Genomic DNA, 22,698 nt, shown 5'->3' on the forward strand with positions numbered 1-22,698 from the left:
TTCTCCTTTACTCCGTAATACAAGTTAACAAAAAAAGACCCAGGCGATGAGGCCTGGGTCTTCATGTTTGTGTTGAAACCTAACTGTACAATCATTTCAGTTGCAGATTAACGGATGTTATTTAAAAGCCGGGATTGCAATATCTGCATACTTCTCTTCAAAGAAGGCTTTCACTTCTGGACCCGCCATGCGCTTCGCCAGCTTCTGAATGGCTTCCGAATCCTTGTTATCTTCCCGAGCAACCAAGGTAATGGCAAAATGGGAATCATCCTTCTCAGTGAACAGCGCATCCTTCTTCGGTGTAAGTCCCAGCGGACTCGCATAAGCTGGTGTCATGGCAACCAGATCCGCATCATCCAACATACGGGCGAGCATCAACAGATCCACTTCTTTGAACTTGAAGTTCTTCGTGTTTTCCGTGATGTCTGCTTGCGTTGCATTAAAACCGACGCCTTCTTTCAGCTTAATCAGGCCGTTCTGTTCCATCATCACCAGCGAGCGTCCAATGTTGGACGGATCGTTTGCAATCGCTACCGTTGCACCTTCAGGCAATTCTTCAATGGATTTAACCTTTTTGGAATATGCTCCGTAGATGGCATTGTAGATCGGTTGAACAGCTACCAAGTTAGCGTTATTTGCTTCATTGTACTGATTCATGTAAGGTACGTGCTGGAAGAAGTTTGCGTCTACTTCTTTGTTCGCCAGTGCAGTATTCGGTTGAACGTTATCGGAAAGTACAACAACTTCCAGATTAACGCCATCTTCTTTCAGCAATGGCTTCACAATATCCAGCACATCCGTCATTGGCGGAATCAAAGTAGCTACTTTCAACGTCACTTCTTGTCCGGCTTGAGTGCCTTCCTTATTTCCTTCCGCCGCAGGTGTTTCTTCTTTTTTGCCGCATCCGGCTGCTACCAGCGTCACTGCCAGCAGCATGAGCATTAGTTTAGCTTTCATCTGATATAAACCCCTTCATCATGTAATCTGTATTCTTCATGCTGTAATTCAATCTTTCTGCAATGCTTGTCCTTCTTCAGGATCTGCGATCGAGCCAGCGGGACAGTCTGCTGCCAGTAAATTGGATCATCTGTACCAGGATAATCATAATAATAATCGTAAATACCATAATCTCCGTCTCGAATCGCTGATAACCGTAACGAATCGCAAAATCACCAACACCGCCACCACCGACAATACCCATGACCGTAGAGTAAGAGATAAAGCTTATGGTTGCCGTTGTTAAGCCGAGTACAAGACTTGAGCGAGCCTCCACATACAGGAATTTCGCCACAAGCTGTATGGTCGATGCACCCATAGAAGAAGCAGCTTCAACCACCCCTTTCGGGACATCAAGCAATGCCTGTTCTACCAGTCTGGCGTAATAAGCAATGGCGATGACCGAGAGCGGCACGGTTGCCGCGAGCGTCCCGATGGATGTTCCAACGAGCAGACGTGTGAACGGAATCATAAATACGACTAGCAGCAGAAACGGGAAGGAACGAATGATGTTGACGAGACTTCCCAGAATCGTGAACAGAGGTCGATTCTGATAACGTTGCCCTTTTCTGAACAGATACAGCAGTGTGCCCAGAGGCAAACCGATTAACACGGCTGCCGTGATGGAGATCCCCACCATGACAAACGTCTCTCCGATGGCCTGCCAAATTTCATGCTGATACTTCACAACGGACTCAGGTATCATCGTTTTGGTCCTCCTGACCGCCATGAAGAGAGGTATTTCGTCCACTCATGGATACATCTTCGCCCATCAACAAGGATGTTAGAAGATCAGGCTTCGGTGCCGGTATGCTGCGTACTTCCGCTTCCGACAGCGTTTTGATGATCCTTCCCTCTTTCATCACCGATATCCGGTTGCAGAGCTTTCGAGCAACCTCCATCTCATGTGTAACGAGTACAATAGTTACCCCCAGCGTTTCATTGACATGACGCAACACATCCAGAATTCCACTCGTGGTCTGCGGATCAAGCGAAGATGTTGGTTCATCACAGAGTAGCACATCCGGGCGGCTGGCTAGTGCTCTGGCAATGGCAACACGTTGCTTTTGCCCTCCACTTAACTGTGCAGGATACTGGTTGGCCTTAACTTCAAGTCCGACAAATCTCAACACTTCAAGTCCCCGTGCAACCCGCTCGGTACGGGATACGCCAGCGAGTTCCAGAGGCATGCAGACATTGCCACTTACGGTCCGATTGCTGACCAGATTGAAGTGCTGAAAAATCATGCCAATGGACCTCCGTGCCTGACGCAGACTATTCTCACTCATCCGGGTCAGATGCTGCCCATTCACAATGACTTCGCCGTCATCCGGCTTCTCCAATCCATTGAGCATGCGCAGAAGCGTGGATTTCCCTGCACCACTAGAGCCGATAATGCCGTGGATCTCTCCCTGGCCTACTTCCAGAGAAACCGAGCTTAACGCTTCGAATCCCTGATCTTCACGGGACCCACGCTCGTTATAACGCTTGCTTACCCCGTATAATGAAATCATGGGAGATTCCTCCTGCGATTAATCGTACATGGTCCTTCAAGAACACATGAAGAAAGCCCGCACAGCCGATAACCGGAGCGCGAGCAATCCTGTTTACTTATAATAAATCATCATCCCACATGAAACAAGCTTTAACGTGAGATATCTGTGTGCAAATCATTTGCATCATATATACTAAACCGTCCGTTGGATGACCCGATATAGACTTCATTTCCAATCCGATTGATGGTCCCGTTCTTCGCATCCCGATCCCGGTGCTCCGGTGTGCCCATCACAACATCATGCACACGGCCAATCAAGGTACCGTTATTTTTATCCATCACCAGAAGATCGTCACCCATCGGCAGCAAAAGCTGATCATCAATCACCACGTAACTCCCCTGATTGGTAGGGTATTGAAAGGCAGCAATCATGTTTTGTGCAGTCCAGCGGGTCTCCCCTGTATCATATGCAAGGGCTGCCGGATAACCGTTTTTGATTACATATAATTGATCGTCCTCTACAAACCCTCGTTCAATCTTACTGTTCAGCGTCCAATGTTTTGTTCCGCTCTTGGCATCGTATAGGGTGGTTGTAAAATCTGCGTACTCACCGTATATATCCCCTTTCTTGTTATCACGAATCAGCACCATGCCGTCATTCAGCACCTCAATTTGCTGTCCATTCCGAGCAGGAAATTGTGCAAGCTTCTTACCAGTGTTCAGATCAAGCAACGCCCATTGATCTCTCAACAACATCCAGCGTTCTGGCTGAGTTGACGCAAAGGGATCAAGACGGTATATTCCATCAAAGTATGGATTGTTCTCAGGATGATCCACAGTCGGTTTACCAACCTTGATGCTCCATACGGTTCGGCCAGACAGAGGGTCCGCTGCGACCAGTTGGTTTTTCTCCCAATACATCACATAAGGGTCATCTGCACCCTTGTTTAACAGTTGATATCCTGTACTAAGTTTTCTTGTCCATATTGTTTCTCCATTTGCACTGTCCAGCACCGTTAACCAGCTATTACTTGATCCTTCAACAACTGGACTATTCACTACAACTACATTCTTTGCGGCAGTGATGCCATTCAATCTAAAATTTTGCTTGGGGGTATACTCCCACTTGACCTTTCCGTTCTTTAAGCACAGATGGCGTATACGATCCACGTATTTTTTCTTGTCAGGATCATAATCGGTGTAGATGGTAACGTATTGGCGTCCCGTATCCACCTCTGTCTGCTGCCTTCCAAACCCACCATTGATCCCCCATAACTTCTGGCCTGAATGACGATCAAGGGCGTAAACAGAACCTTCGTAGTACCCCCCACTAAATCCACCGTCATCCCCTTTCATCAGGAGCACATCATCCGTTGCTGCTTGTAGAAAGGTGTAATTAATATCCCCCTGATTGGTCCATACCGATTTCCAGGGTAAGGTGGTAGGCAGCGTTGTGCCATAGATTTTAGTCGTGAACGGATATTCATCTGAATGACCAAATTCCCAATTAGACACTACACCGTTTCGATCGTCCTGGGATATATTCCAGCGCGCTCGAACCAGCCTGCCGTTCTTGTTAAATGTCACGAGAAAATGAGCATCTGCTCGTTCGTACCGCCAGGTCTTTCCTATGCTCATGGCATAACCCGTATCGTTTAAATTGCCGGAATGCTCTTGCCAATCCGGTTCGCCAAGCCACTGCGCCACCTGTTTTGAGGTCGTTTTTGAATTCAGCACAATATCTGTCAAATGACGTATAGTCGACGTGGGCATAGTCAATTCTCTATTGAACCAGCCATCCGCTACCTTGGTATGCTGTGCTACATCCTGTGCCTTAATCCAGAGCAATGCAGGACGATAGGTGGACGATTCCTTACTCCAGACGCGCGGGGCAATCGACACGCCATACCAGTCCTTCGTCGCTGCAACAATCAACGCCTGATCTTTCAGTAATGCACCTGAAGACCAGGTTGCCTGACTTCCGGGAAACAGGTACAGTTTGCTGCCCGATCGCAGTGTGAACGTTTGTGGCATTGTTTTCGTCAGACTGCGGCTTTCTTTGGAGGTATACCAACCAGGTATCCAGAATTCAGTGTAATCGCTGCCTTTTAGTTTGATCCATTCCCCCCGAACAGCGTCTATTTGCAGGCTTCCTTGGGCGGAGCTATACCCGTTTATGTCCATCCGATCAGGGGAAGTACTGCTCTCGACCACACCACTGTAAATAGGTACACCTTCGGCTACCGTCACCTTATCCCCCTTTTTATAATTAAGCTTCACCGATTGCACTTGCATAACTGCAACGGAACCTTGTCCTTCAACCGCCCTGGCATGGTTATTCAGCACGAGTCCCCCCGTGACCAGCACAGCTACGATACCAGCAATTATATTCCATGGGTAGCCCATCCCTTGCCTTTTACGCCCGGTCTTCACGTCAGCCCACTCCAATCATTTGAAGTTATTTCCAATAAAGACGTTTTGAACAAGGAAAAGTTACCGTTAATCCCAACTATATTTACAAGGTGCAAAATAATTACAGGTCTCACCTTACATCCAATAGGGTTGAATTATAAGGGAATGTGGTTCCCAATATATAAGCAGCGGTTAACATGATGATAAAATACCCTACAAACCATACATCCGCTCGGGAATACCCGATCTGAACGTAATAGGTCCGGCTCCCACCTTCCTTGAATCCTTTTGCTTCCATCGCCACCGCCATACGCTGCGCACGGCGAATACTCTGTGCAAGTAGCGGAATAGCATATCGTTTCAATATGCCGTACACATTCCAACGGGAGCCGCGCTGCCTCGTTCCCCGAATGCGGATGGCATATTGCAGCGTCTGGAATTCATCCAGCAAAATCGGAATCATACGCATAGCCGCCAGAAAACTATAAGCATACTTGGGTGGGAGCCTCCACTGCTGCATGAGGGAATAAAAGAGACGCACAGGCTTGGTCGTCAGGCCGAACAGCAATCCAGCTGCCGCCATACTTAGGGAACGAAATCCCAGGTGCAGCCCGCGATAGAAGCTCTCTTCGGTAATATGAATCAATCCCCACTGAAACCAGGTGGTCTCGCCTTTACCAAACATGATCATACCTGTGGAAGTTGATATAAATACCAAAATGAACGGAGACGCATACAGCAATAATCGGGGCCATGGATGACCTGTCCAGCCCAACAGTAACAGCATGACAACTGCCACATTCGCCATTACATTCAGGTTGTGAATAAGGATGACGAAGACAAACAGCAATGTCAGGAAAATCATTTTCAACCCCGGATTCACCGCGTGAAGCCAGGTCTCACGATGAGGAAACGAGAGATGCATCCGTTAACCTCCCCTCATCCACCGTCCAGATTCGGTTGCAATAACGTTTCACGATTTCACGATCATGCGTAACCATCACAATAGCTGTCCCTTCACGCCGCAGCCGCTCCAGCTGTGATAACATGGCAAAGGTATTCCGCGCATCCTGTCCAAAGGTAGGTTCATCCAGTAACAAAATACGCTGTTCCCGTACCAGAGCTGAAGCTACACTCAACCGTCGTTTCTGTCCCATCGACAATTGATATGGATGTCTCCCCGACAGCTCAGTCAGTCCGAATTGCTCCAGCATGTGATCGGTTCGAATACCTCTTTCTTCGGCAGTTAACTTACCGCTCAGCAAGGAGAATCCCACTTCATCCCGGACCGTATTCGTCACGAATTGGAATTCAGGATTCTGGAATACAAAGGCAATGCGATCTGCAAGTTGCTCGGTTTTTCCGGCCGATTGTCCTTCCACACCATAATGACCTGTCGTTTTTAGAATATTCATCATGGACAGCAATAATGAACTTTTACCTGCCCCGTTAGCCCCGACAATCCCCACCCAATCTCCGTGCCATACCTTGGCCTGTTCCACCTGAATGAAAGGTGTTTTTCCGCGCCATCCGGTGAATTGTTGCATTTCCAGTGCTGGTTGGGGCAGCGCAGAAGCTCGCCCCTCCTTGTTATCCATACTTTCACTTTCTGTTGACCCATAACGAATAAACTCTCCTGTAACCAACGTCTGTGCTTTCGTCTGCCCTCGTTCTTCCCAGACCCCCGGATACCAGATTCCGTATTCCCTGAGCATATTCCGCTCATCTGTAAACACCTGATTTGCCGGACCATCTGCCACAATCTTTCCTTCAGGCGACAATACGATGATTCGGTCTACCCACTCGACAATTTCACTAATTTTATGTTCCACGATAATGAGTGTTTTGTCCTGTGCAATCTGTTTCACCGTATCCCACACCTGAGAGGTTCCTTCATCATCCAGCAGTGCCGTTGGTTCATCCAAAAAGAGTACGTCTGGCTCCATGGCCAGAGTCGAGGCCATCGCAAGACGCTGCTTCATGCCCTGTGACATGGATTGAATGAGTGTTCGATTATGTTCAAAGCATAACCCCACCTGTTCCAGGTATTGATGGATAAGAGCAGGCATCTGCTCGCGTGGAATATTCCGGTTCTCCAGTACAAAAGCAATCTCTTCATCCGTATATGACATACAGAACTGGGTATCCGGATCTTGAAAAACAATGCCGGGCTGCTCAGGCACCTGAATATCATCACATTTCATCGGAATCTCCACAGATCGCGGAATCAGACCGCTCAGAATTTGCAACAAGGTTGATTTGCCAGAGCCACTTGGTCCAAGCAACAACACTTTCTCCCCTTGACGCACAGAGAGAGACAAGCCTTGGAACACCAAGGCCTTCTCTCCCGGGAACTTGCATCTTAGATTCGTAACACCTACCGCTTGCACTTTCTCCACTTCATTCATCTAGTCCAGCGCCTCATAATCCTGCTTCGACACCGGTCTAAGGGATCGTGTTACACCTGTAAGCTCCAGCGCTTTGGCAAGATAATAGGCGAATACACCTGCAATCAGAATACTGCCAATGAAGCGGAAACCGATAAACAGCGTGTAGTTCCAAGCCGAGAGGGAATCAATGTACCCATACTGATAATCCAGTACAAGTGAAGCCGCCGCTGCACCAATAGCCGCAAGGCAAGTGACGAGCAGATTGCTTTTCCGATACAGAAATGCGGCGAAGAAAATCTCCGCTCCCAGCCCTTGCAACAACCCATACACCAGTGTCGACATGCCCCACTCACTTCCTAGAAAAGCACTCACCGTTGATGCCGCAACTTCAGCCAGAATGGCTACCCCCGGCTTACGAATGATTACAAAGGCAAAGGTACCCGCCATGAACCACATGCCGTAAATCATCTGCTCCGCATGAATGCCGAATGGCTTCATCAGATCATATGTAGGTCCCCATATTTTGTAGATCACCCCGAAGACCACTGCAATCACAATCGTTACCAAAATATCGGTTAACTTCAATCTGTTGCTGCCTACTGCTGTTGACATGTTCTCTACTTCCTTCCTCTGTTTCCCTGGATTTATAAAATAAACAATAAAACAAACAAAAAAGCCTCCCCGGTTCCCAGGCAGGCCATACGCACAGTTTACAATTCTCACGATGCTGCGCATTAGGCAGATATAGAGAAAGTAGAAAACAAACGACACCATTCCCGACACATCAGAAAAATCCCGCTGCACTCAAGAAACGCTGACATTTATTATTTATCCCTTATCGCTTAAATATTGCACATCGCAAATTCATGTTCTCTACGCTGGCATTACCCAGATCAGATATACGGTCAGCGGCACAAGGCCGCTCTCTCAGCCCAACTTCATTGAGCTCCCGGTTCACTTATTTCATTGCTTCTACTGTACAACACATGGGTATTTGTGACAATACCGACAAAGAAAAATCAATTTAACCTAGGAGAAGAGCGATTAAATATATGTTTCTTTTATGCGTGATATGCCTCTTCTTCAAGCTGTATTTCTTGCAGTCCATATTTAGAACTACATAACCAAAAAGGCCTCCCGAAGGATACCTTTTGTTGTATTTCCGTATCAATGGAACATTCCATGCAAGCAGGTACGCTCCGTTTTTAATATTGTGTATTCCCGGATTGACTTGTTTTGCCCGATGCAAAGCCTTTAAACAAGGTCGGTACTTTGGAGTAACGGGTATTTGTAATTTTGCCTTGCGATGTACTGCTATCCGTACGCATAATGGAATCTTTGACATTGAAAATGTCCGAGTTGTCGAGCGTCATGTTCACGGCGAAGGTTGTTCCGCCATTCTGGCGTACCAGCTTGCCAATATCGTCTGCACGGAAATTTTTAATGTTAATCGTTCCGGCTGCATTCATTTGAAATACTTTATCATAGGCCTTGTAAGCTGCTCCACCAGTGATGTTGACGGTTCCGGAAGACTTCAGCGTCAGTGCATCCTCGCCCACGTCTTGCCATACCACATTCGAAATAGAACAGTTACCGTAACAATGAACACCGTCAGCTGCAGGTGAACCGATAATTACATTTTTGAGTGTGGCGCCTGCCTCCAACCGAAAGACCGGCTTCTGATCTTCCGCTTGAGATCCATCTCCCAGAGTGGAAGGGTTGGCTACATACGTTTGGCCTTTGCCGTCAAAAGTTTCACCCTTGGCTACAATAATCGTTGAGTTTACAACAGTAGGTGCAGCAAAAGCTGGAATTGCACCGAACAATGAAGCAACCAGACCGGCAGACAGCAACAACGTCAACATTTTTTTCATCACTTAAATCCTCCCTTATTCAGATGAATTGGCGTACAAGCATAAGCTTGTCCTCAAGGAACCTATCAGAGGTGCACCTCTGGCTCGGAACCTACCCTGATCCTACCAAAAAAGGAATGTTACGATAATAATCATTAGCTTAGATATAGAAACGACAGCATTATGCCTGTGTTCCCGGCATTTTTTGTATCGTACTCCATTGTGTAATATGCCGATCTCAACTTCGGGTATGCTGTATTTGTATCTGTAAATCAAAAGTACTATAACAAAAAAAAGAAAGCCCTAATCTATAAAAGACAGGGTTTCTCTACAATCTGTAAGATTCCTATAGTTATTCCTCAGTATTATTATTCGTTGATTGAAGTGTGTAAAGTGGGTTCATGTCTGTGAATTCATTTACGGTTTCAAAAGTAACTGTTCCAGTCTCCGAAACAACCATTTTGAAGACAACCCAGTATCTTTCACTTCCGCTTCCTTCAGAAACGATAAACTCTGCACTTGGTGTGGCCACCGCCCCATTGAATACTTCAATTTTAGCACCAGAACTCTTAATTGTACTTACTCCTGAGTAATGATGTACATAGAAAGTATACGTGCCTGGAAGAAGATGACGAATTGTTGTTGTTTCTGGTCCATAGGACGTGACATCATCCAAGTCCAAATCAACTAAAACTTCTCCGTCGTAATAGTATTTCTTGTCACCATAATACGTATGGAAAATGTCACCCGAACCTCCAGGACCGATAAGATGGGAGTCCAAATCAACCGGATCTTTACCCCAAGTTAAAACGATACGTGTTTCATCTTGAGTAGGAATCTCAATAGCGGTTTGATTCTCATTTCTGTTTTCCACATTTAAAGCCGATACACCAATTAAAAATGTTTTAATATATTTTGTATTTCCTCCGCCCAGTTCACCTGTATATATGCCAGGGGGAAGATAAATCTTATAATTTCCATAGGAGTCTGTCGTTACTGATCCTACAATTTCGCCTGATTTGTTATCCAGACCTTTTCTGAAATCAATTTGTAAATTTGCAACTGCACTCCCAGCAACATCCTTAATGTGGCCACCGAATCCGGTAAGCTTGATTGCTCCACTTTGACTTCCTGCAAAAAGAGTCTTATTTACATCGGACTCTACAGTCAGATATAGAGTAGATCCATAACTGTTAACAGGTTCAAAAGTAAATTCTCCATTAGCATACTGCAGATTATTTAGACGCTTTTCTGATCCATTTAAATATGCTGTAACTATGAAATTATCTGAACTCAGATCGCTAACATCAATACCTTCTGAAAACTCTAGTTTTGCACTTCCATTTGTGACATGGATTGCTTTAAGAGTCGGATAAGTTTCCTCTTCATTGTATACAGCCACCGTTACAGGAACATTGATTACAAATTCACCATATGTTGCTTTTACTTGCGTTGTACCATTGCTCTTCGCCTGAATTTTGCCTGAGTTAACGACAACAATGGAGTTATTCTCTACATCCCATTTCGCAATGGTTGTAATATCTTTGAATGATGTGTCAGTGATTCCAGTGAAAACGATCTGACGTGTTGAATCTATTGCAGATAATTCTACTGCCTCAGGAGAATAAACGACCTGAGTCACTGTCGGATCTGCTACAATATTGGGCGACTGACTGAGTCGACTAAAGTCAATACCATCTACATTAACTAAAGCCGAATTTAGTATCCCTTGTCCAGAAAACTCGACTATTGCGTTTAAAATCGCTCTGTTCACTACAGCCCCTTGTCCAATTTTGAACGTAGAATTCAGTGCCTGTTCAAACACTTCAAGATTACCAATCATAGAGTTATCACCAAATTCTACCGAAACTTGTTCGGCATGAACCCGGATAGAATCAAAACTTCCGTTGAGTCTTACAGATGCATTATGCGGAACTGATTCTGCTAATTCTATCGGCCCAACGTTGCCGGTTGAATTATTATCTATTATCGCCCCGGATTTGATTTCGATTTGTTGAACTTCACTCCCACCCTCAAGAACCAAACGAATGCTTCCGTCTGCTTTGTTGACGATGACTGTTGCAAGAACTGAGTTAATAGCGTGAATGCTGTTAGGCCCCCCACCTTGAATCTCGGTAGTTCCCGTAACACTTACATTATCAAGGATCACATCACCGTTCCCAACGGATTCAAGCACTTTCAAACTACCATTTATTTTAGTATTTTTTAATACAACATCTTGAGAACTAATTGTCACATTCCCAGTCACTTCACCAAGAGTGTAGGTACCTGGAGCTTTGATATTATTGGAGACTTGTTCCCCACCTCCAGTATTTCCACCATTACTATTATCGTTCCCCTTACCACCGGAAGTGCTTCCACTATTTCCTTTATTACTATTATCAGATGGCTTTGAGATTTCTGGTTTTGCTTCTTCAGTTCCTTCCTCCGTTTTGGTAGGAGCCATGTACTCATCATATGTAGACTTATTCATTACAAACTCATAAGCTAGTCTTGCCAACGCCTGTCGATCTGCAACACCTGAAGGGTTAAATTTCACCGTTCCATCTTTTTGCACCAATCCTTTGATGAAACCCGATTGATAAGCCGTAGATACTGATTCTTTCGCCCAGTTAGATACTTGATCTAGATCAGACAACTGAGGTTTGGAAGATTGACTCATTACACTTTGTTGTTCCCAACCAAAAGCTCTGACAAAAAATACTGCCAATTCTTCTCTTGTAACACTTTTATTAGGTGAAAAACTTTCTTTTGATGTACCTTGAGCAATTCCAGATTTGACAAGTGCACCGATATATCCGGCATACCATAAATCCTTATTAACATCTTTAAATTGGGTTGCTTCCGAAGCATCGGGCTTCAAATTGAGTGCACCAACCATGATTTTGGCTAATTGAGCTCTTGTTACGGACTGAGAGGGTTTGAATGTACCATCCGCATATCCTGTAATTATCCCTTGTTCCACTAATTTTGAAATCTCCGTTTTGGCATAGGATTTATCAATATCAGTAAGAGCATTTTTAGGCTTATCAATTTCTGCAGATACAGATAAGCTCATCGATAACATAGAGACAACCAGCGAAGTAGAAAGCATTAGTGATACTTTTCGATTAAAATTTTTCCATTTTGAATTCAAAATTAAAACACACTCCTCAATAGGCTTCTGGTAGGTAAAATAATAAAATATGAATCTTTAGAACTAAAACACCTCCTTATCAATAGGATAATAATACCATGTAAATTTATAAAAACAAGATTATTAATCTATCATTTTACAAAAAAGTTGTTTTACTGCATTCATTTAAAATTCTACTTCCAAGGACTAACCTGTATAAAAAAACAAAAACGTACCATTTCTGAAATGCAATTTTCAGAAATGGTACGTTTCTCAATTATATACTTGTTATATCTTTATTTTAGGCTCCGAACCGCTGACGATATCCGCACTTCCGACATAATTCCTCTACTGCTTCCCGTTTGGAGAAACCATAGAACAGATTGTTGGCTCGTTCACCATCCACAATCTCCGAGAACGATTTTTCATGAACGTTGCCCAAGTTAATTACACCCTCACCATCGAGGCAGCATGGAACTACAGTTCCATCGACAAGCACGGCAGCCTGACTGCGAAGCGCATGACAGAAACCTTTACCATCATCTTCGGGTGCATCCAGACTCGGCCACTGGAATTCATGATCCTGATTCAGATACACATTCGGGGCAATTTTGACACCGCTTCCCGGCACCACTTTTTCCTCAATACGGAAATCCAGATTGAACTCTCGTTCAAGAACCTCCAGTGTCTCCCGGTTTCGGTTCATCTGCGCATTCGTGAAGTTATCCTGTGTCAGATTCCAGAGTCGAAATGAAATAATAACATTGTGCTTCACTGCTTCCCGTACAAATGACAACACATTGCCCAGATACCCCTCACGGTCTGTGGAACCTTCGTGTCCATCAAAGCTGTGCAGGGAGAAGTTCATCTGACGCAGCGCCGGTTTGCCGAGCAGTTTGTGCTGGGTCTTGGGCAGCAGCGTACCGTTTGTCGTAATGTTGACCTTGAATCCCTTCTCATGCGCTGAATCCAGTAACAGATCAATTTTGGGATGAAGCAGCGGCTCACCTTTGACATGTAAATAAATATGTTTGGTATGGGGTTTGATCTGATCCAATATATTGTTGAAGACTTCAGGGTCAATGAAATTTTTGGCACGTTTGGTCTGTGGACAGAAGCTGCATGCCAGATTACATATACTTGTGATCTCAATATATACTTTCTTGAACGTTTTCAACTCGGGGTCCCCATTCTGCTTAGAGGGAGAACAGTCCCACCCTCATTTGTGATCCGGCCTATAGTGCCACCACTATTATATCGGGTTCAGGAGCGGAGGTAAATCCGAGAACGGATTTATCTGGTTGTGTCAAAATTATTTTTCTAATGCCAAATTAACAGATTCAATGGCATGTATTCGTGTTGTATCAAATAATGGCACTTCTGAATCCTCTGGTTTTACTAATAATCCAATTTCTGTGCAACCTAATATTATTCCTTCAGCTCCATCATCAACTAACCTCTTGATCACCTTTTTATAATAATCCCTTGATAATTGTTGAATTTCCCCTAAACATAATTCCTCATATATTACTTTATTTATAACTCTTCTATCCTCTTCATTCGGTATCAAAACCTTAATACCATTAAACTCAATTCGTGTTTTATAAAAGTCTTGTTCCATCGTATATTTAGTGCCAAGTAAACCAACCGTACTTATTTTGGACTTTTGAATTTGATTTGCTGTTGAATCAGCAATGTGTACAATTGGCAAGCTAACGTTTTCTTCAATATGTTTAATCACTTTATGCATCGTATTTGTACAAATTACAATCATTTCTGCTCCTGCCTTTTCCAAAGACTGAGCAACATTCCCCAATAATTTACCAGATCTTTCCCAATCGCCTTCAGCTTGATAGCGCTCGATTTCTTCAAAATCCACGCTATATAAAATGCACTTGGCTGAATGCAATCCTCCCAATTTAATTTTCACTTCTTCGTTAATAATTCGATAATATTCTAAAGATGACTCCCAACTCATTCCACCAATAAGGCCAATAGTTTTCATAAATACTCCCCATTCCATTTGATATATCCCGAAAGCAACATATAGAAATTTAATAGACATTGTACAGTATCTTTCTTATTAAATAAACCTGCCCCAATATGCGTAGTAGAGAGTCGAATGTTTCTCGCTTTCCCATTCTATTGTCACTTATAGATTCTTTCAATCGAAGTATAGGATGTATTGATTGTCCGGGTTATTGTGGTTGCTGAAACGCAATGCTAGAATCTAAACAATTTAAAAACCAAGTTAAAACGTAAGAATAATAAGTTATAAGGGGAGTGTATTCATGATTACTGTTAAGGCACCCGCAGTATATGTACACGAGGCTAACATTCTTGAGCAAAGTGGTTCGCGGATTGCACAGCTTGGGCAGCATGTTCTCATCATAGCCGGTGAATCTGCATTAAAAGCCGTAAAGCCTTACCTTCTTCCTTCACTGGAGGAGCATAAGATCAAGTTCCAAGTGCAATTGTTTCACGGTGAGGTTACAACAAGCCAGATTGATACTTTTACGCAGCAAGCTTTTGATCTGGATGTTGATCTGATTATCGGCGTCGGTGGTGGTAAAGTGCTCGATTTGTCCAAAGCGGTGGCTGAGCAAGCCCAACTGCCCATTGTAACGGTCCCAACGATTGCAGCAACCTGCGCTGCCTGGTCCGCCTTAACCGTGCTCTATGATGAACAGGGCCAATCTGCAGGATATCGTCCGCTGCGCCGTTCGCCTAATCTCGTTCTGGCTGATCCTCATATTCTGGCGAGTGCACCAAGGCGGTATTTGGCCGCTGGGATCGGTGACACACTCGTAAAATGGCATGAGTTCGCCGTTAATCTAAGTGGCAACGCCACCAGCCTCACTCTCCGAAACAGTGTCAGCACTGCCAAGCTTGCACTCGATATTCTTGAAGCACACGCCATCGATGTCTATGAATCCACCGATACAACCGGTAGTACACCTCAATTCCGTGATGTTGCCGATGCCATTATTGTGCTCGCGGGCCTTGTAGGCAGCATTAGCGATGGATCACTTCATGCCGCAATTGCTCATGGGCTACATGATAGCCTGACCAAATTACCCGAAACACACGCTTCACTACATGGAGAAAAGGTAGCCTTTGGACTATTCACCCAGTGGATTCTTGAAGGCAAAGCAGGGGATGAGCTTCATGAGCTGACCACTCTGTTACATAAACTGAATCTGCCTATTACTCTTGCCCAACTCGGCATACAACAACAGCCTCAGGAAGCTGCTGCGCGCATTGCAGCAGGACTACAGCTGCGGGAAGGCAGTGCGGCACATCTCTCCTTCGGAGTTAACACGGCGCAGGTAACCGAAGCCATTCTTCAGGCAGACCGTATCGGCCAAACATTCATAGAATCCAGTCAGTCCAGTGAAAGCAGTACATACACCAAGGAGGTTTCCTCCCTATGATCCGTCCAAACCGCCATTACACTCTTCCCTTAACTGCCTTTCTGAGCGCGCTTCTGTTGATGCTGATCTCCGGCTGCTCTGCCGGAACTGACAATCAGGCCGCGGGTACAGGCACAACACCGACAGCGGCATCAGCTGCTTCGAATAAAGACGTTACTATTCGTGTTGGTCAGACCGGATGGGGCAATCTCGAATTGGGGCTAAAAGCCGCCGGACTCGATGACACCCCCTATAAAGTCACTTATAACGTATTTCAGGGAGGTAACCTGATCCTCGAAGCGATGGCTGCAAATCAATTGGACTTTGGTGTGACCAGTGAAATTCCGCCCATTTTTGCATCTAAGGCTGCCAATGGTGGAAGCTTCAAAATTATTGCGGTACAACAAGGCAGCACCTTAAATCAGGAGGTCGTTGTTCCTAAAGGTTCATCGATCAAATCAGTTGCTGACCTGAAAGGCAAGAAAGTTGCTTTCGTGAAAAATACAACTGCCCACTATTTCCTGCTCAAAATGCTGGAGGAAGCCGGATTAACCTGGAGTGACATCAGTCCGGTCGAACTTTCAACAGCCGATGGACTCAGCGCCCTGATTAGCGGGAAAGTGGATGCCCTTGCCAGTTACGGCAATGCCATCATCTCCGCACATCAGAATGAAGCAACAACGCTCGCCAGCGCCAAAGATATTCTGTCAGGCAGCTTCCTAGTAGCCGCCTCCGATCAGGCTATTGCAAATGCGGAACAGAAAGAGGCCCTGGCCGATTATCTGGGGCGAATCAACAAATTCAATGATTGGGCTCGTGCCAATAAGGATGCGTGGGCTCAAATTACAGCAGACAACACCCACCAGCCGGTGGAACAAGCTCTTAAAACCTACACGGACGGAGAAGCACAACGCCCATCACGTATTGTTGCCATTTCTGAAGAGGCCATCAAGTCCGAACAGGACGTAGCGGATACGTTTCAGCAAGCGGGAATTTTTGAGCAGGCAGTCGATGTGAGCACATTCTGGAGTGATGCACTTCAAGATCAACTTCCAGCTCCAGGTAGCCAATAACAAAGGAAGCAAGGAGGTAGGCATAACGTGCGGTCCAAAACCTTTAACCGGGCATGGTTTAACAAGTTCATTCCTTTTGTTGTCCCCCTACTCATTCTGGCTCTGTGGCAATGGCTGACTGCATCTGGAGTTGTTGCAGCCAATATTTTGCCCCGTCCCGCTCAGGTGCTGGAGGCCTTCATTCGTCTGCTTGGTAACGGTGAACTACTGAACAATATCAGTATTAGTGCCAGGCGAGCTTTAGGAGGATTCCTCATTGGTGGGGGTCTCGGTTTCCTGCTGGGTGTGCTGAACGGCATCTCCTCCCTTGCGGAAAAGATTGCCGACTCCTCGGTGCAAATGATCCGCAATATTCCGCATCTGTCCTTGATCCCCCTCGTTATTGTGTGGTTCGGGATCGGTGAAGAAGCAAAATTATTCCTCGTTTCCCTGGGTGTATTCTTTCCGGTATATCTGAATACGTTCCACGGGATACGATCGGTCGATCCCGGACTCATTGAAATGGGCAAAGTATATGGCCTCAGCCGTTGGTCCCTTTATAAGGACATTATCCTGCCTGGTGCACTGCCTTCCATTCTGGTGGGCATTCGTTATGCACTTGGCATTATGTGGCTGACCCTCATCGTAGCCGAGACGGTTGCGGCGGATGCGGGGATTGGATACATGGCGATGAACGCGCGGGAATTCATGCAGATGGACGTAATCGTCTTAAGCATTCTGCTATATGCCCTGCTCGGCAAGTTGTCCGATACCATCGCCAAATGGCTGGAACGGCGCTGGCTGCGCTGGAACCCGGCTCTATCCCGCAAGTAAAGCCAAAGGAGCGTGAATTAATCCATGAGCACAAGTCAGATCAGTCCTTTTCTTCAAGTAGATGGGGTTCAGAAATCGTATGGTCAACGGACGATTCTATCCGACATCAACGTCAATGTAAGACAAGGAGAATTTGTAGCCATCGTTGGACGAAGCGGTTGTGGCAAAAGTACTTTGCTGCGTCTGATCGCCGGACTGGAATCCCCCTCTTCCGGGAATGTTATGCTCGGCAACAGAAAGCTTGGCAGTACAGCACCTGAGACACGGTTTCTGTTTCAGGAAGCTCGGCTGCTGCCTTGGAAATCCGTGCTCGACAATGTACGACTGGGCATCCCCGACAAGAATAAGGAAGATGCACGCCAGTCGCTTCGCAATGTAGGACTTGGAGAGCGTGAAGGTGACTGGCCGGGGGTATTATCTGGCGGACAAAAACAACGTGTTGCCTTGGCACGGGCACTCGCAAGTCATCCCCGCTTACTACTGCTGGATGAACCGCTGGGTGCATTGGATGCATTAACCCGAATTGAGATGCAGCAGTTAATCGAACGCTTGTGGGTTGAAGAAGATCTGACCGTCATTCTGGTCACGCATGATGTCAGCGAGGCGGTTGCTCTGGCAGACAGGGTGCTGTTAATCGAAGATGGTCATATAACGATGGATACCCGAATTACGCTGGAGCGGCCGCGCGTTCGGGACAGCGGGTTTGCTCATTTTGAAAACCTGATTCTGAATCGTTTGTTGACTCCTCCACAAGTGACACCACAGCAGATTGCCCAGAAACAGATATCATTCTCGATCTAATTCCACTGGAAAGAAGGCATGATTATGCAATCCCTCTCAACTGTTCCCTCTCCTCCTGTTAAAGACTTGTTAAATCAAATTCCGGCTTATACACCTGCCAAATCCATGGAACAGATCCGAAGGGAGTTGGGACTGGAAAGTGTAGATCGACTTGCAGCGAACGAGAATCCGTTTGGTTCTTCTCCCCTGGCAGCAGAAGCGGTCAGATCGCTGGGTTCCGATCTTTTGGCTCAATACCCCGACGGTTCCAGCCAACTGCTGCGTGACAAACTTGCGGAACGTCTGGGTGTGCGTACCTCCCAATTGGTATTTGGCAGTGGATCATTCGAGCTCCTAACCCTTACCGCCCAAGCCTATCTTAATCCCGGCGAGGAATCACTCATTCCGGTGCCCTCCTTTAACTGGTATAAGGGCGCTACGCTGCTGGCAGGCGGGGTCATTCATGAAGTGCCTTTGGTCAACCATTCGCTGGACCTGGAGCAACTCCGGCAACGAATCAATGCTTCTACCCGAATTATCTGGCTGTGCAATCCGAATAATCCAACCGGAACTATTTTCACGGCAGATGCCCTGCATGGTTTACTCGAACATGTTCCCTCCCATGTCGTGGTTGTCCTGGACGAAGCGTATTATGAATTCGCGGAAAGTGAAGATTATCCTGATACGGTTAAGCTGCTGGAGCAGTATAATAATCTGATTATTTTGCGGACCTTCTCCAAAATATATGGACTGGCCGGCCTGCGAATTGGATATGGCATCGGGAATGAAAGCATCATTGAAGGCATTAACCGGGTCAAGCTGCCCATCAGTCTGACAGCCACATCCCAAGCCGCTGCTTCAGCCAGCCTGGATGATCATGAATTTGTTTCTCATTGCCTGCACTACAATCGTCAGGGACGGGAAACGTTAATACAGTCCTTTGATCATTGGAAATTACCCTACATCCCTTCCGAAACGAATTTCATCATGGTGGATCTGTTACAGGATAGTGGCCCGATTACCATAGAATTGTTGAACAGAGGCATCTCTGTCCGCGGCGGTGCCGAATTCGGAATGCCTACCTGGCTTCGGATTACGATTGGCACACCTGAGCAGATTGCCCGTCTGATCGGTGAGCTTGATTCACTGTTACATTCAAACGATTAGAATCCTAGGTTACTTTCCTAACTCACATTACGCACACTTCTTTTAAGCCGCCCTCTTTACATTCCACTTGCATGTGATATATGCTGAACACACAACTGCATATCTTGAACATTGCACTAGGGGAGCCTTGCGGCTGAGACGAATCGAACGATTCGGACCCTTTGAACCTGATCTGGATCATACCAGCGGAGGGAAGTGGAGCGGCCTCTCAGTAAGCGGATTTTTTCATGTTGATGATGAATTTTAATGTGAATTGAACTTACAGACCCACTCATTTCTCCGGAAATGGGTGGGTCTTTTTCGCGTTCTGCGGGCAGATCAGAAGGTGTAATTAAAGATCCCGCGGTTTGAGGTTGAATTTTGAATAACAAGGGGGAACGGATCGAGATGGATAACGATATAACCATTCACAACATGAGCTACGCTTTCCCGGGAAAAAGGGATTCCCCCGTGCTCTCCAATGTGTCGATGCGTGTAGCCAAAGGCGAATTTGTCTCGCTCATCGGTTCCAGCGGCTCCGGTAAAAGTACCCTTTTCAAGCTGCTGGCAGGCTTGCTTGAGCCAACACACGGTACCATTGAAATTCCTTGGGTTCAAGAAGGAAAGCGACTGGGACATGTGGCCTACATGCCACAAAAGGACCTCCTGTTATCCTGGCGAAGCGTCATGGAAAATTGCATGCTCCCCTCTGAACTTGCTACAGGTCGGCAGGATAAGGTAAGGATTCGAGCGGACATTCTGGCCGGTCTCGAAAGATTTGGCTTATCCGGCCACGCGCATGCTTACCCGAACGAACTGTCGGGTGGCATGCGCCAGCGTGTCGCGCTGCTTCGTACTTTGCTGACAGGTGGCCAACTCATGCTCCTGGATGAACCATTCGGCGCACTTGATGCCCTGACCAAACGTGAGATGCATCGCTGGCTGCTGGAGCTCAGGGAAGGCCTGGGCAAAACCGTGTTGTTCATCACACATGACATTGAAGAAGCCCTGCTGCTCAGTGATCGGATTATCCTGTTAACTCCGGGGCGCCAAGGCCAACAGCTGCAGGATCTGACGGTACCTTTGCCACGTCCAAGACATTCAGACATGATCTACGAACCGGCTCTCGTTCAGATGAGACGACTACTGGAGGAACAATTGCATGCGAGACGGTAACTTGAGAGATAGCATGAAGCATAGCGTACGAGGTTGGCTTGCCCGTTATGGTCTGTTTCTTTTGCTCATGATCTTGCTGCTTGCTTTCTGGGAGTGGATTGTGCGTATAGGATGGGTGCCTTCCTTCATCATTCCAGCCCCGACGGCGATTGCCAGTTCGCTGTATGAGCATCGCCACCTTCTGCTAGCTACACATCTGCCTGCTACCTTGATGGAGGTTGTCATTGGTTTTGGCTTGTCCATTGGTGCCGGAATTGCACTTGCAACTGGTATGCATATGAATCGGTCGATTGAAAAAGCGTTATATCCCTTCATCGTGATCAGTCAGACGATCCCGCTGATTGCCCTGTCCCCCGTCTTCATCCTGTGGTTTGGCTACACGCTGTGGAGTAAAGTTGCGGTGGTGTTCCTGATCGCATTTTTCCCGATTGTGGTGAGCACCTACGATGGCCTGCGCCAGGGTGATCCGGAGCAGCGTGAACTGCTGCTGACGATGAGGGCCACCAAGTGGGATATTTTTCTCAAACTCCAGATTCCACTTGCCCTTCCCTCCTTCTTTTCGGGACTGAAGATGTCTGTGGTGTACTGTGTGGTCGGTGCAACGATCGGGGAATGGCTTGGAGGAAGTAAGGGTCTCGGTTATTTCAGCCGCAGAATGTCGAGCAATATGAACACGGATGCAATGTTCGCCGCCATTGTGCTGTTATCTTTGCTTGGTATCGCCCTGTTTGTACTCATTGCATGGATGGAGAGAAGATTTGGTACACCACGTCATGCAGGTAGAAGAAAAACTGGATAACTTTCGGAATTCAAAACAAAAAACAAAAGAAACGAGGAACTTTACGTTATGAATAAAAAGCATATCTATTCCCTACTCCCCATTCTGCTCATGTCTCTGTTGCTGATCGTCAGCGGATGCGGAAATACGGGTACCAACACACCTGCTACAGACTCAACTTCCAATGCAAACGATACAGACTCATCTGCGATAGAAACGCCATCGGAATCCAAAGACAAGCTGTCCATCATGCTCGATTGGTACCCGAATGCAGTACATTCCTTCATCTATGTTGCTCAGGAAAAAGGTTACTTCGCGGATCAAGGTCTAGACGTGGATGTTCAGATGCCTGCCGATACGAATGATGCACTCAAACTTGTTGCCGCCGGGAAAATCGATTTGGCACTAAGTTACCAGCCGCAAATTTTGCTCGCGCGTGGGGAAAACATTCCTGTACGTTCGATTGCTGCCGTCGTTCGTCATCCGCTCGTGCATCTGTTGACCGAAGCCAACGGTAAAGTGAAATCGCCAAAAGATCTTGAAGGGCTGACGGTCGGCTATTCCTCAATCCCTCTGTATGAAGCGATGGTGCGTACCATGATCAGCCAGGATGGTGGTAATGCAGCAAAGATGAATCTGGTCGATGTAGGATTTGACCTGATCCCTTCCCTGGCTTCCGGGCAGGCAGATGCCATTATGGGTGGTTTTATTAACCATGAACAATTGATTCTGGAAAAGGAAGGTCATGCCATGACATCAATCAATCCCGTCGATTATGGGGTACCCGATTATTATGAACTGGTCCTCACTGCAAGTGATGCGGGCATTGAAGCGAACAAGGATCAGTTTACCCGCTTCATCAAAGCGATACAGGAAGGACAGAAATATGTAACAGAACACCCCGAAGACGCCTTGAACATTCTACTCGAGCATGAGAACGAAACTTCTCCCCTTGACCCGGAGATCGAAACCAAAAGTCTGAATATTTTACTGCCACTGATGAATGAAGAAGGTCAGCCGTTTGGCAGACAGGACGCCTCGTCCTGGGAAAACGTACGTGCATGGCTGGTTCAAAGTGAACTGATTCCGGATTCCGTGAAGGCTGAGGATGCTTTTATCAATCTAGAGGGTGAATAAGGAAAATCGGTTGCTGGGTGAGATCAAGAAAGTTTGAAAGTTGCCAATTCATTACTATTAAACAACGTTGCAGAATTAACACTGATATAAGGGCAAACCT

19 protein-coding genes and 1 riboswitch are annotated in these 22,698 nt (G+C 46.3%); of the genes, 8 read left to right on the forward strand and 11 right to left on the reverse strand.

What is annotated here, in order from left to right:
- Positions 1–117: 117 nt before the first annotated feature.
- The 11 genes from G3352_RS18630 to G3352_RS18680 form a co-directional block, all read right to left on the reverse strand.
- Positions 118–957 (reverse strand): MetQ/NlpA family ABC transporter substrate-binding protein, encoded by an 840-nt coding sequence (locus G3352_RS18630; protein ID WP_163758710.1) that lies wholly within the window; start codon positions 955–957, stop codon positions 118–120.
- Positions 958–1,033: 76 nt separating this feature from the next.
- Positions 1,034–1,702: a methionine ABC transporter permease gene (locus tag G3352_RS18635; protein ID WP_163758712.1), complete on the reverse strand. Its 669-nt coding sequence runs from the start codon at positions 1,700–1,702 to the stop codon at positions 1,034–1,036.
- Positions 1,692–2,510 (reverse strand): methionine ABC transporter ATP-binding protein, encoded by an 819-nt coding sequence (locus tag G3352_RS18640; protein WP_163758714.1) that lies wholly within the window; start codon positions 2,508–2,510, stop codon positions 1,692–1,694. The genes G3352_RS18635 and G3352_RS18640 overlap by 11 nt, the downstream gene beginning before the upstream one ends.
- A 131-nt stretch (positions 2,511–2,641) precedes the next feature.
- A complete protein-coding gene (locus tag G3352_RS31610) occupies positions 2,642–4,924 on the reverse strand; it encodes an outer membrane protein assembly factor BamB family protein (protein ID WP_205524929.1) in 2,283 nt (760 codons plus the stop codon).
- Between the two features lie 109 nt (positions 4,925–5,033).
- Complete coding sequence (locus tag G3352_RS18650) at positions 5,034–5,828, reverse strand: energy-coupling factor transporter transmembrane component T family protein (protein WP_163758718.1); 795 nt, start codon at positions 5,826–5,828, stop codon at positions 5,034–5,036.
- Positions 5,803–7,311: an ABC transporter ATP-binding protein gene (locus G3352_RS18655; protein ID WP_163758720.1), complete on the reverse strand. Its 1,509-nt coding sequence runs from the start codon at positions 7,309–7,311 to the stop codon at positions 5,803–5,805. The genes G3352_RS18650 and G3352_RS18655 overlap by 26 nt, the downstream gene beginning before the upstream one ends.
- Entirely contained in the window at positions 7,312–7,905 is a 594-nt protein-coding gene (locus G3352_RS18660; protein ID WP_163758722.1) for an ECF transporter S component, read from the reverse strand.
- Between the two features lie 593 nt (positions 7,906–8,498).
- Positions 8,499–9,167, reverse strand: coding sequence for a pectate lyase (locus tag G3352_RS18665; RefSeq protein WP_163758724.1), 669 nt, complete (start codon positions 9,165–9,167; stop codon positions 8,499–8,501).
- 331 nt (positions 9,168–9,498) lie between these two features.
- Positions 9,499–12,303, reverse strand: coding sequence for an S-layer homology domain-containing protein (locus G3352_RS18670; protein WP_163758726.1), 2,805 nt, complete (start codon positions 12,301–12,303; stop codon positions 9,499–9,501).
- A 280-nt stretch (positions 12,304–12,583) separates the two neighbouring features.
- Positions 12,584–13,459, reverse strand: a complete 876-nt coding sequence (locus tag G3352_RS18675; RefSeq protein ID WP_064640556.1) for a radical SAM/SPASM domain-containing protein — start codon at positions 13,457–13,459, stop codon at positions 12,584–12,586.
- A 135-nt stretch (positions 13,460–13,594) separates the two neighbouring features.
- Positions 13,595–14,287: an aspartate/glutamate racemase family protein gene (locus G3352_RS18680; RefSeq protein ID WP_163758728.1), complete on the reverse strand. Its 693-nt coding sequence runs from the start codon at positions 14,285–14,287 to the stop codon at positions 13,595–13,597.
- A gap of 286 nt (positions 14,288–14,573) precedes the next feature.
- Between G3352_RS18680 and G3352_RS18685 the strand changes: the two genes are divergently transcribed.
- From G3352_RS18685 to G3352_RS18720, 8 genes are all read left to right on the forward strand, one after another.
- Positions 14,574–15,716, forward strand: a complete 1,143-nt coding sequence (locus tag G3352_RS18685) for an iron-containing alcohol dehydrogenase family protein (RefSeq protein ID WP_163758730.1) — start codon at positions 14,574–14,576, stop codon at positions 15,714–15,716.
- Positions 15,713–16,768, forward strand: a complete 1,056-nt coding sequence (locus G3352_RS18690; RefSeq protein ID WP_240343134.1) for an ABC transporter substrate-binding protein — start codon at positions 15,713–15,715, stop codon at positions 16,766–16,768. Before G3352_RS18685 ends, G3352_RS18690 begins: the two co-directional genes overlap by 4 nt.
- A gap of 27 nt (positions 16,769–16,795) precedes the next feature.
- The gene (locus G3352_RS18695) at positions 16,796–17,581 is read left to right on the forward strand and encodes an ABC transporter permease subunit (RefSeq protein WP_163758732.1); all 786 of its coding nucleotides are present in this window, start codon (positions 16,796–16,798) and stop codon (positions 17,579–17,581) included.
- 24 nt (positions 17,582–17,605) lie between these two features.
- A complete protein-coding gene (locus G3352_RS18700) occupies positions 17,606–18,382 on the forward strand; it encodes an ATP-binding cassette domain-containing protein (RefSeq protein WP_163758734.1) in 777 nt (258 codons plus the stop codon).
- 24 nt (positions 18,383–18,406) lie between these two features.
- Positions 18,407–19,528, forward strand: coding sequence for a histidinol-phosphate transaminase (gene hisC / locus G3352_RS18705; protein ID WP_163758736.1), 1,122 nt, complete (start codon positions 18,407–18,409; stop codon positions 19,526–19,528).
- 108 nt (positions 19,529–19,636) lie between these two features.
- A riboswitch (TPP riboswitch) is annotated at positions 19,637–19,739 on the forward strand.
- A gap of 176 nt (positions 19,740–19,915) precedes the next feature.
- The gene (locus G3352_RS18710) at positions 19,916–20,683 is read left to right on the forward strand and encodes an ABC transporter ATP-binding protein (RefSeq protein WP_163758737.1); all 768 of its coding nucleotides are present in this window, start codon (positions 19,916–19,918) and stop codon (positions 20,681–20,683) included.
- On the forward strand, positions 20,670–21,482 hold the full coding sequence (locus G3352_RS18715; protein ID WP_481856310.1) for an ABC transporter permease: 813 nt from the start codon (positions 20,670–20,672) through the stop codon (positions 21,480–21,482). The genes G3352_RS18710 and G3352_RS18715 overlap by 14 nt, the downstream gene beginning before the upstream one ends.
- Positions 21,483–21,530: 48 nt before the next feature.
- Positions 21,531–22,598, forward strand: a complete 1,068-nt coding sequence (locus G3352_RS18720) for an ABC transporter substrate-binding protein (protein ID WP_163758739.1) — start codon at positions 21,531–21,533, stop codon at positions 22,596–22,598.
- The last annotated feature ends 100 nt before the right edge of the window (positions 22,599–22,698 follow it).

This window comes from Paenibacillus sp. ALJ109b (assembly GCF_010747435.1).
Classification (GTDB): domain Bacteria; phylum Bacillota; class Bacilli; order Paenibacillales; family Paenibacillaceae; genus Paenibacillus; species Paenibacillus taichungensis.

Coding starts and splice junctions, on each gene's coding strand:
- G3352_RS18630 (WP_163758710.1), bottom strand. CDS start 957: ATGAAAGCTAAACTAATGCTCATGCTGCTGGCAGTGACGCTGGTAGCA.
- G3352_RS18635 (WP_163758712.1), bottom strand. CDS start 1,702: ATGATACCTGAGTCCGTTGTGAAGTATCAGCATGAAATTTGGCAGGCC.
- G3352_RS18640 (WP_163758714.1), bottom strand. CDS start 2,510: ATGATTTCATTATACGGGGTAAGCAAGCGTTATAACGAGCGTGGGTCC.
- G3352_RS18650 (WP_163758718.1), bottom strand. CDS start 5,828: ATGCATCTCTCGTTTCCTCATCGTGAGACCTGGCTTCACGCGGTGAAT.
- G3352_RS18655 (WP_163758720.1), bottom strand. CDS start 7,311: ATGAATGAAGTGGAGAAAGTGCAAGCGGTAGGTGTTACGAATCTAAGA.
- G3352_RS18660 (WP_163758722.1), bottom strand. CDS start 7,905: ATGTCAACAGCAGTAGGCAGCAACAGATTGAAGTTAACCGATATTTTG.
- G3352_RS18665 (WP_163758724.1), bottom strand. CDS start 9,167: ATGAAAAAAATGTTGACGTTGTTGCTGTCTGCCGGTCTGGTTGCTTCA.
- G3352_RS18680 (WP_163758728.1), bottom strand. CDS start 14,287: ATGAAAACTATTGGCCTTATTGGTGGAATGAGTTGGGAGTCATCTTTA.
- G3352_RS18685 (WP_163758730.1), top strand. CDS start 14,574: ATGATTACTGTTAAGGCACCCGCAGTATATGTACACGAGGCTAACATT.
- G3352_RS18690 (WP_240343134.1), top strand. CDS start 15,713: ATGATCCGTCCAAACCGCCATTACACTCTTCCCTTAACTGCCTTTCTG.
- G3352_RS18700 (WP_163758734.1), top strand. CDS start 17,606: ATGAGCACAAGTCAGATCAGTCCTTTTCTTCAAGTAGATGGGGTTCAG.
- hisC (WP_163758736.1), top strand. CDS start 18,407: ATGCAATCCCTCTCAACTGTTCCCTCTCCTCCTGTTAAAGACTTGTTA.
- G3352_RS18710 (WP_163758737.1), top strand. CDS start 19,916: ATGGATAACGATATAACCATTCACAACATGAGCTACGCTTTCCCGGGA.
- G3352_RS18715 (WP_481856310.1), top strand. CDS start 20,670: ATGCGAGACGGTAACTTGAGAGATAGCATGAAGCATAGCGTACGAGGT.
- G3352_RS18720 (WP_163758739.1), top strand. CDS start 21,531: ATGAATAAAAAGCATATCTATTCCCTACTCCCCATTCTGCTCATGTCT.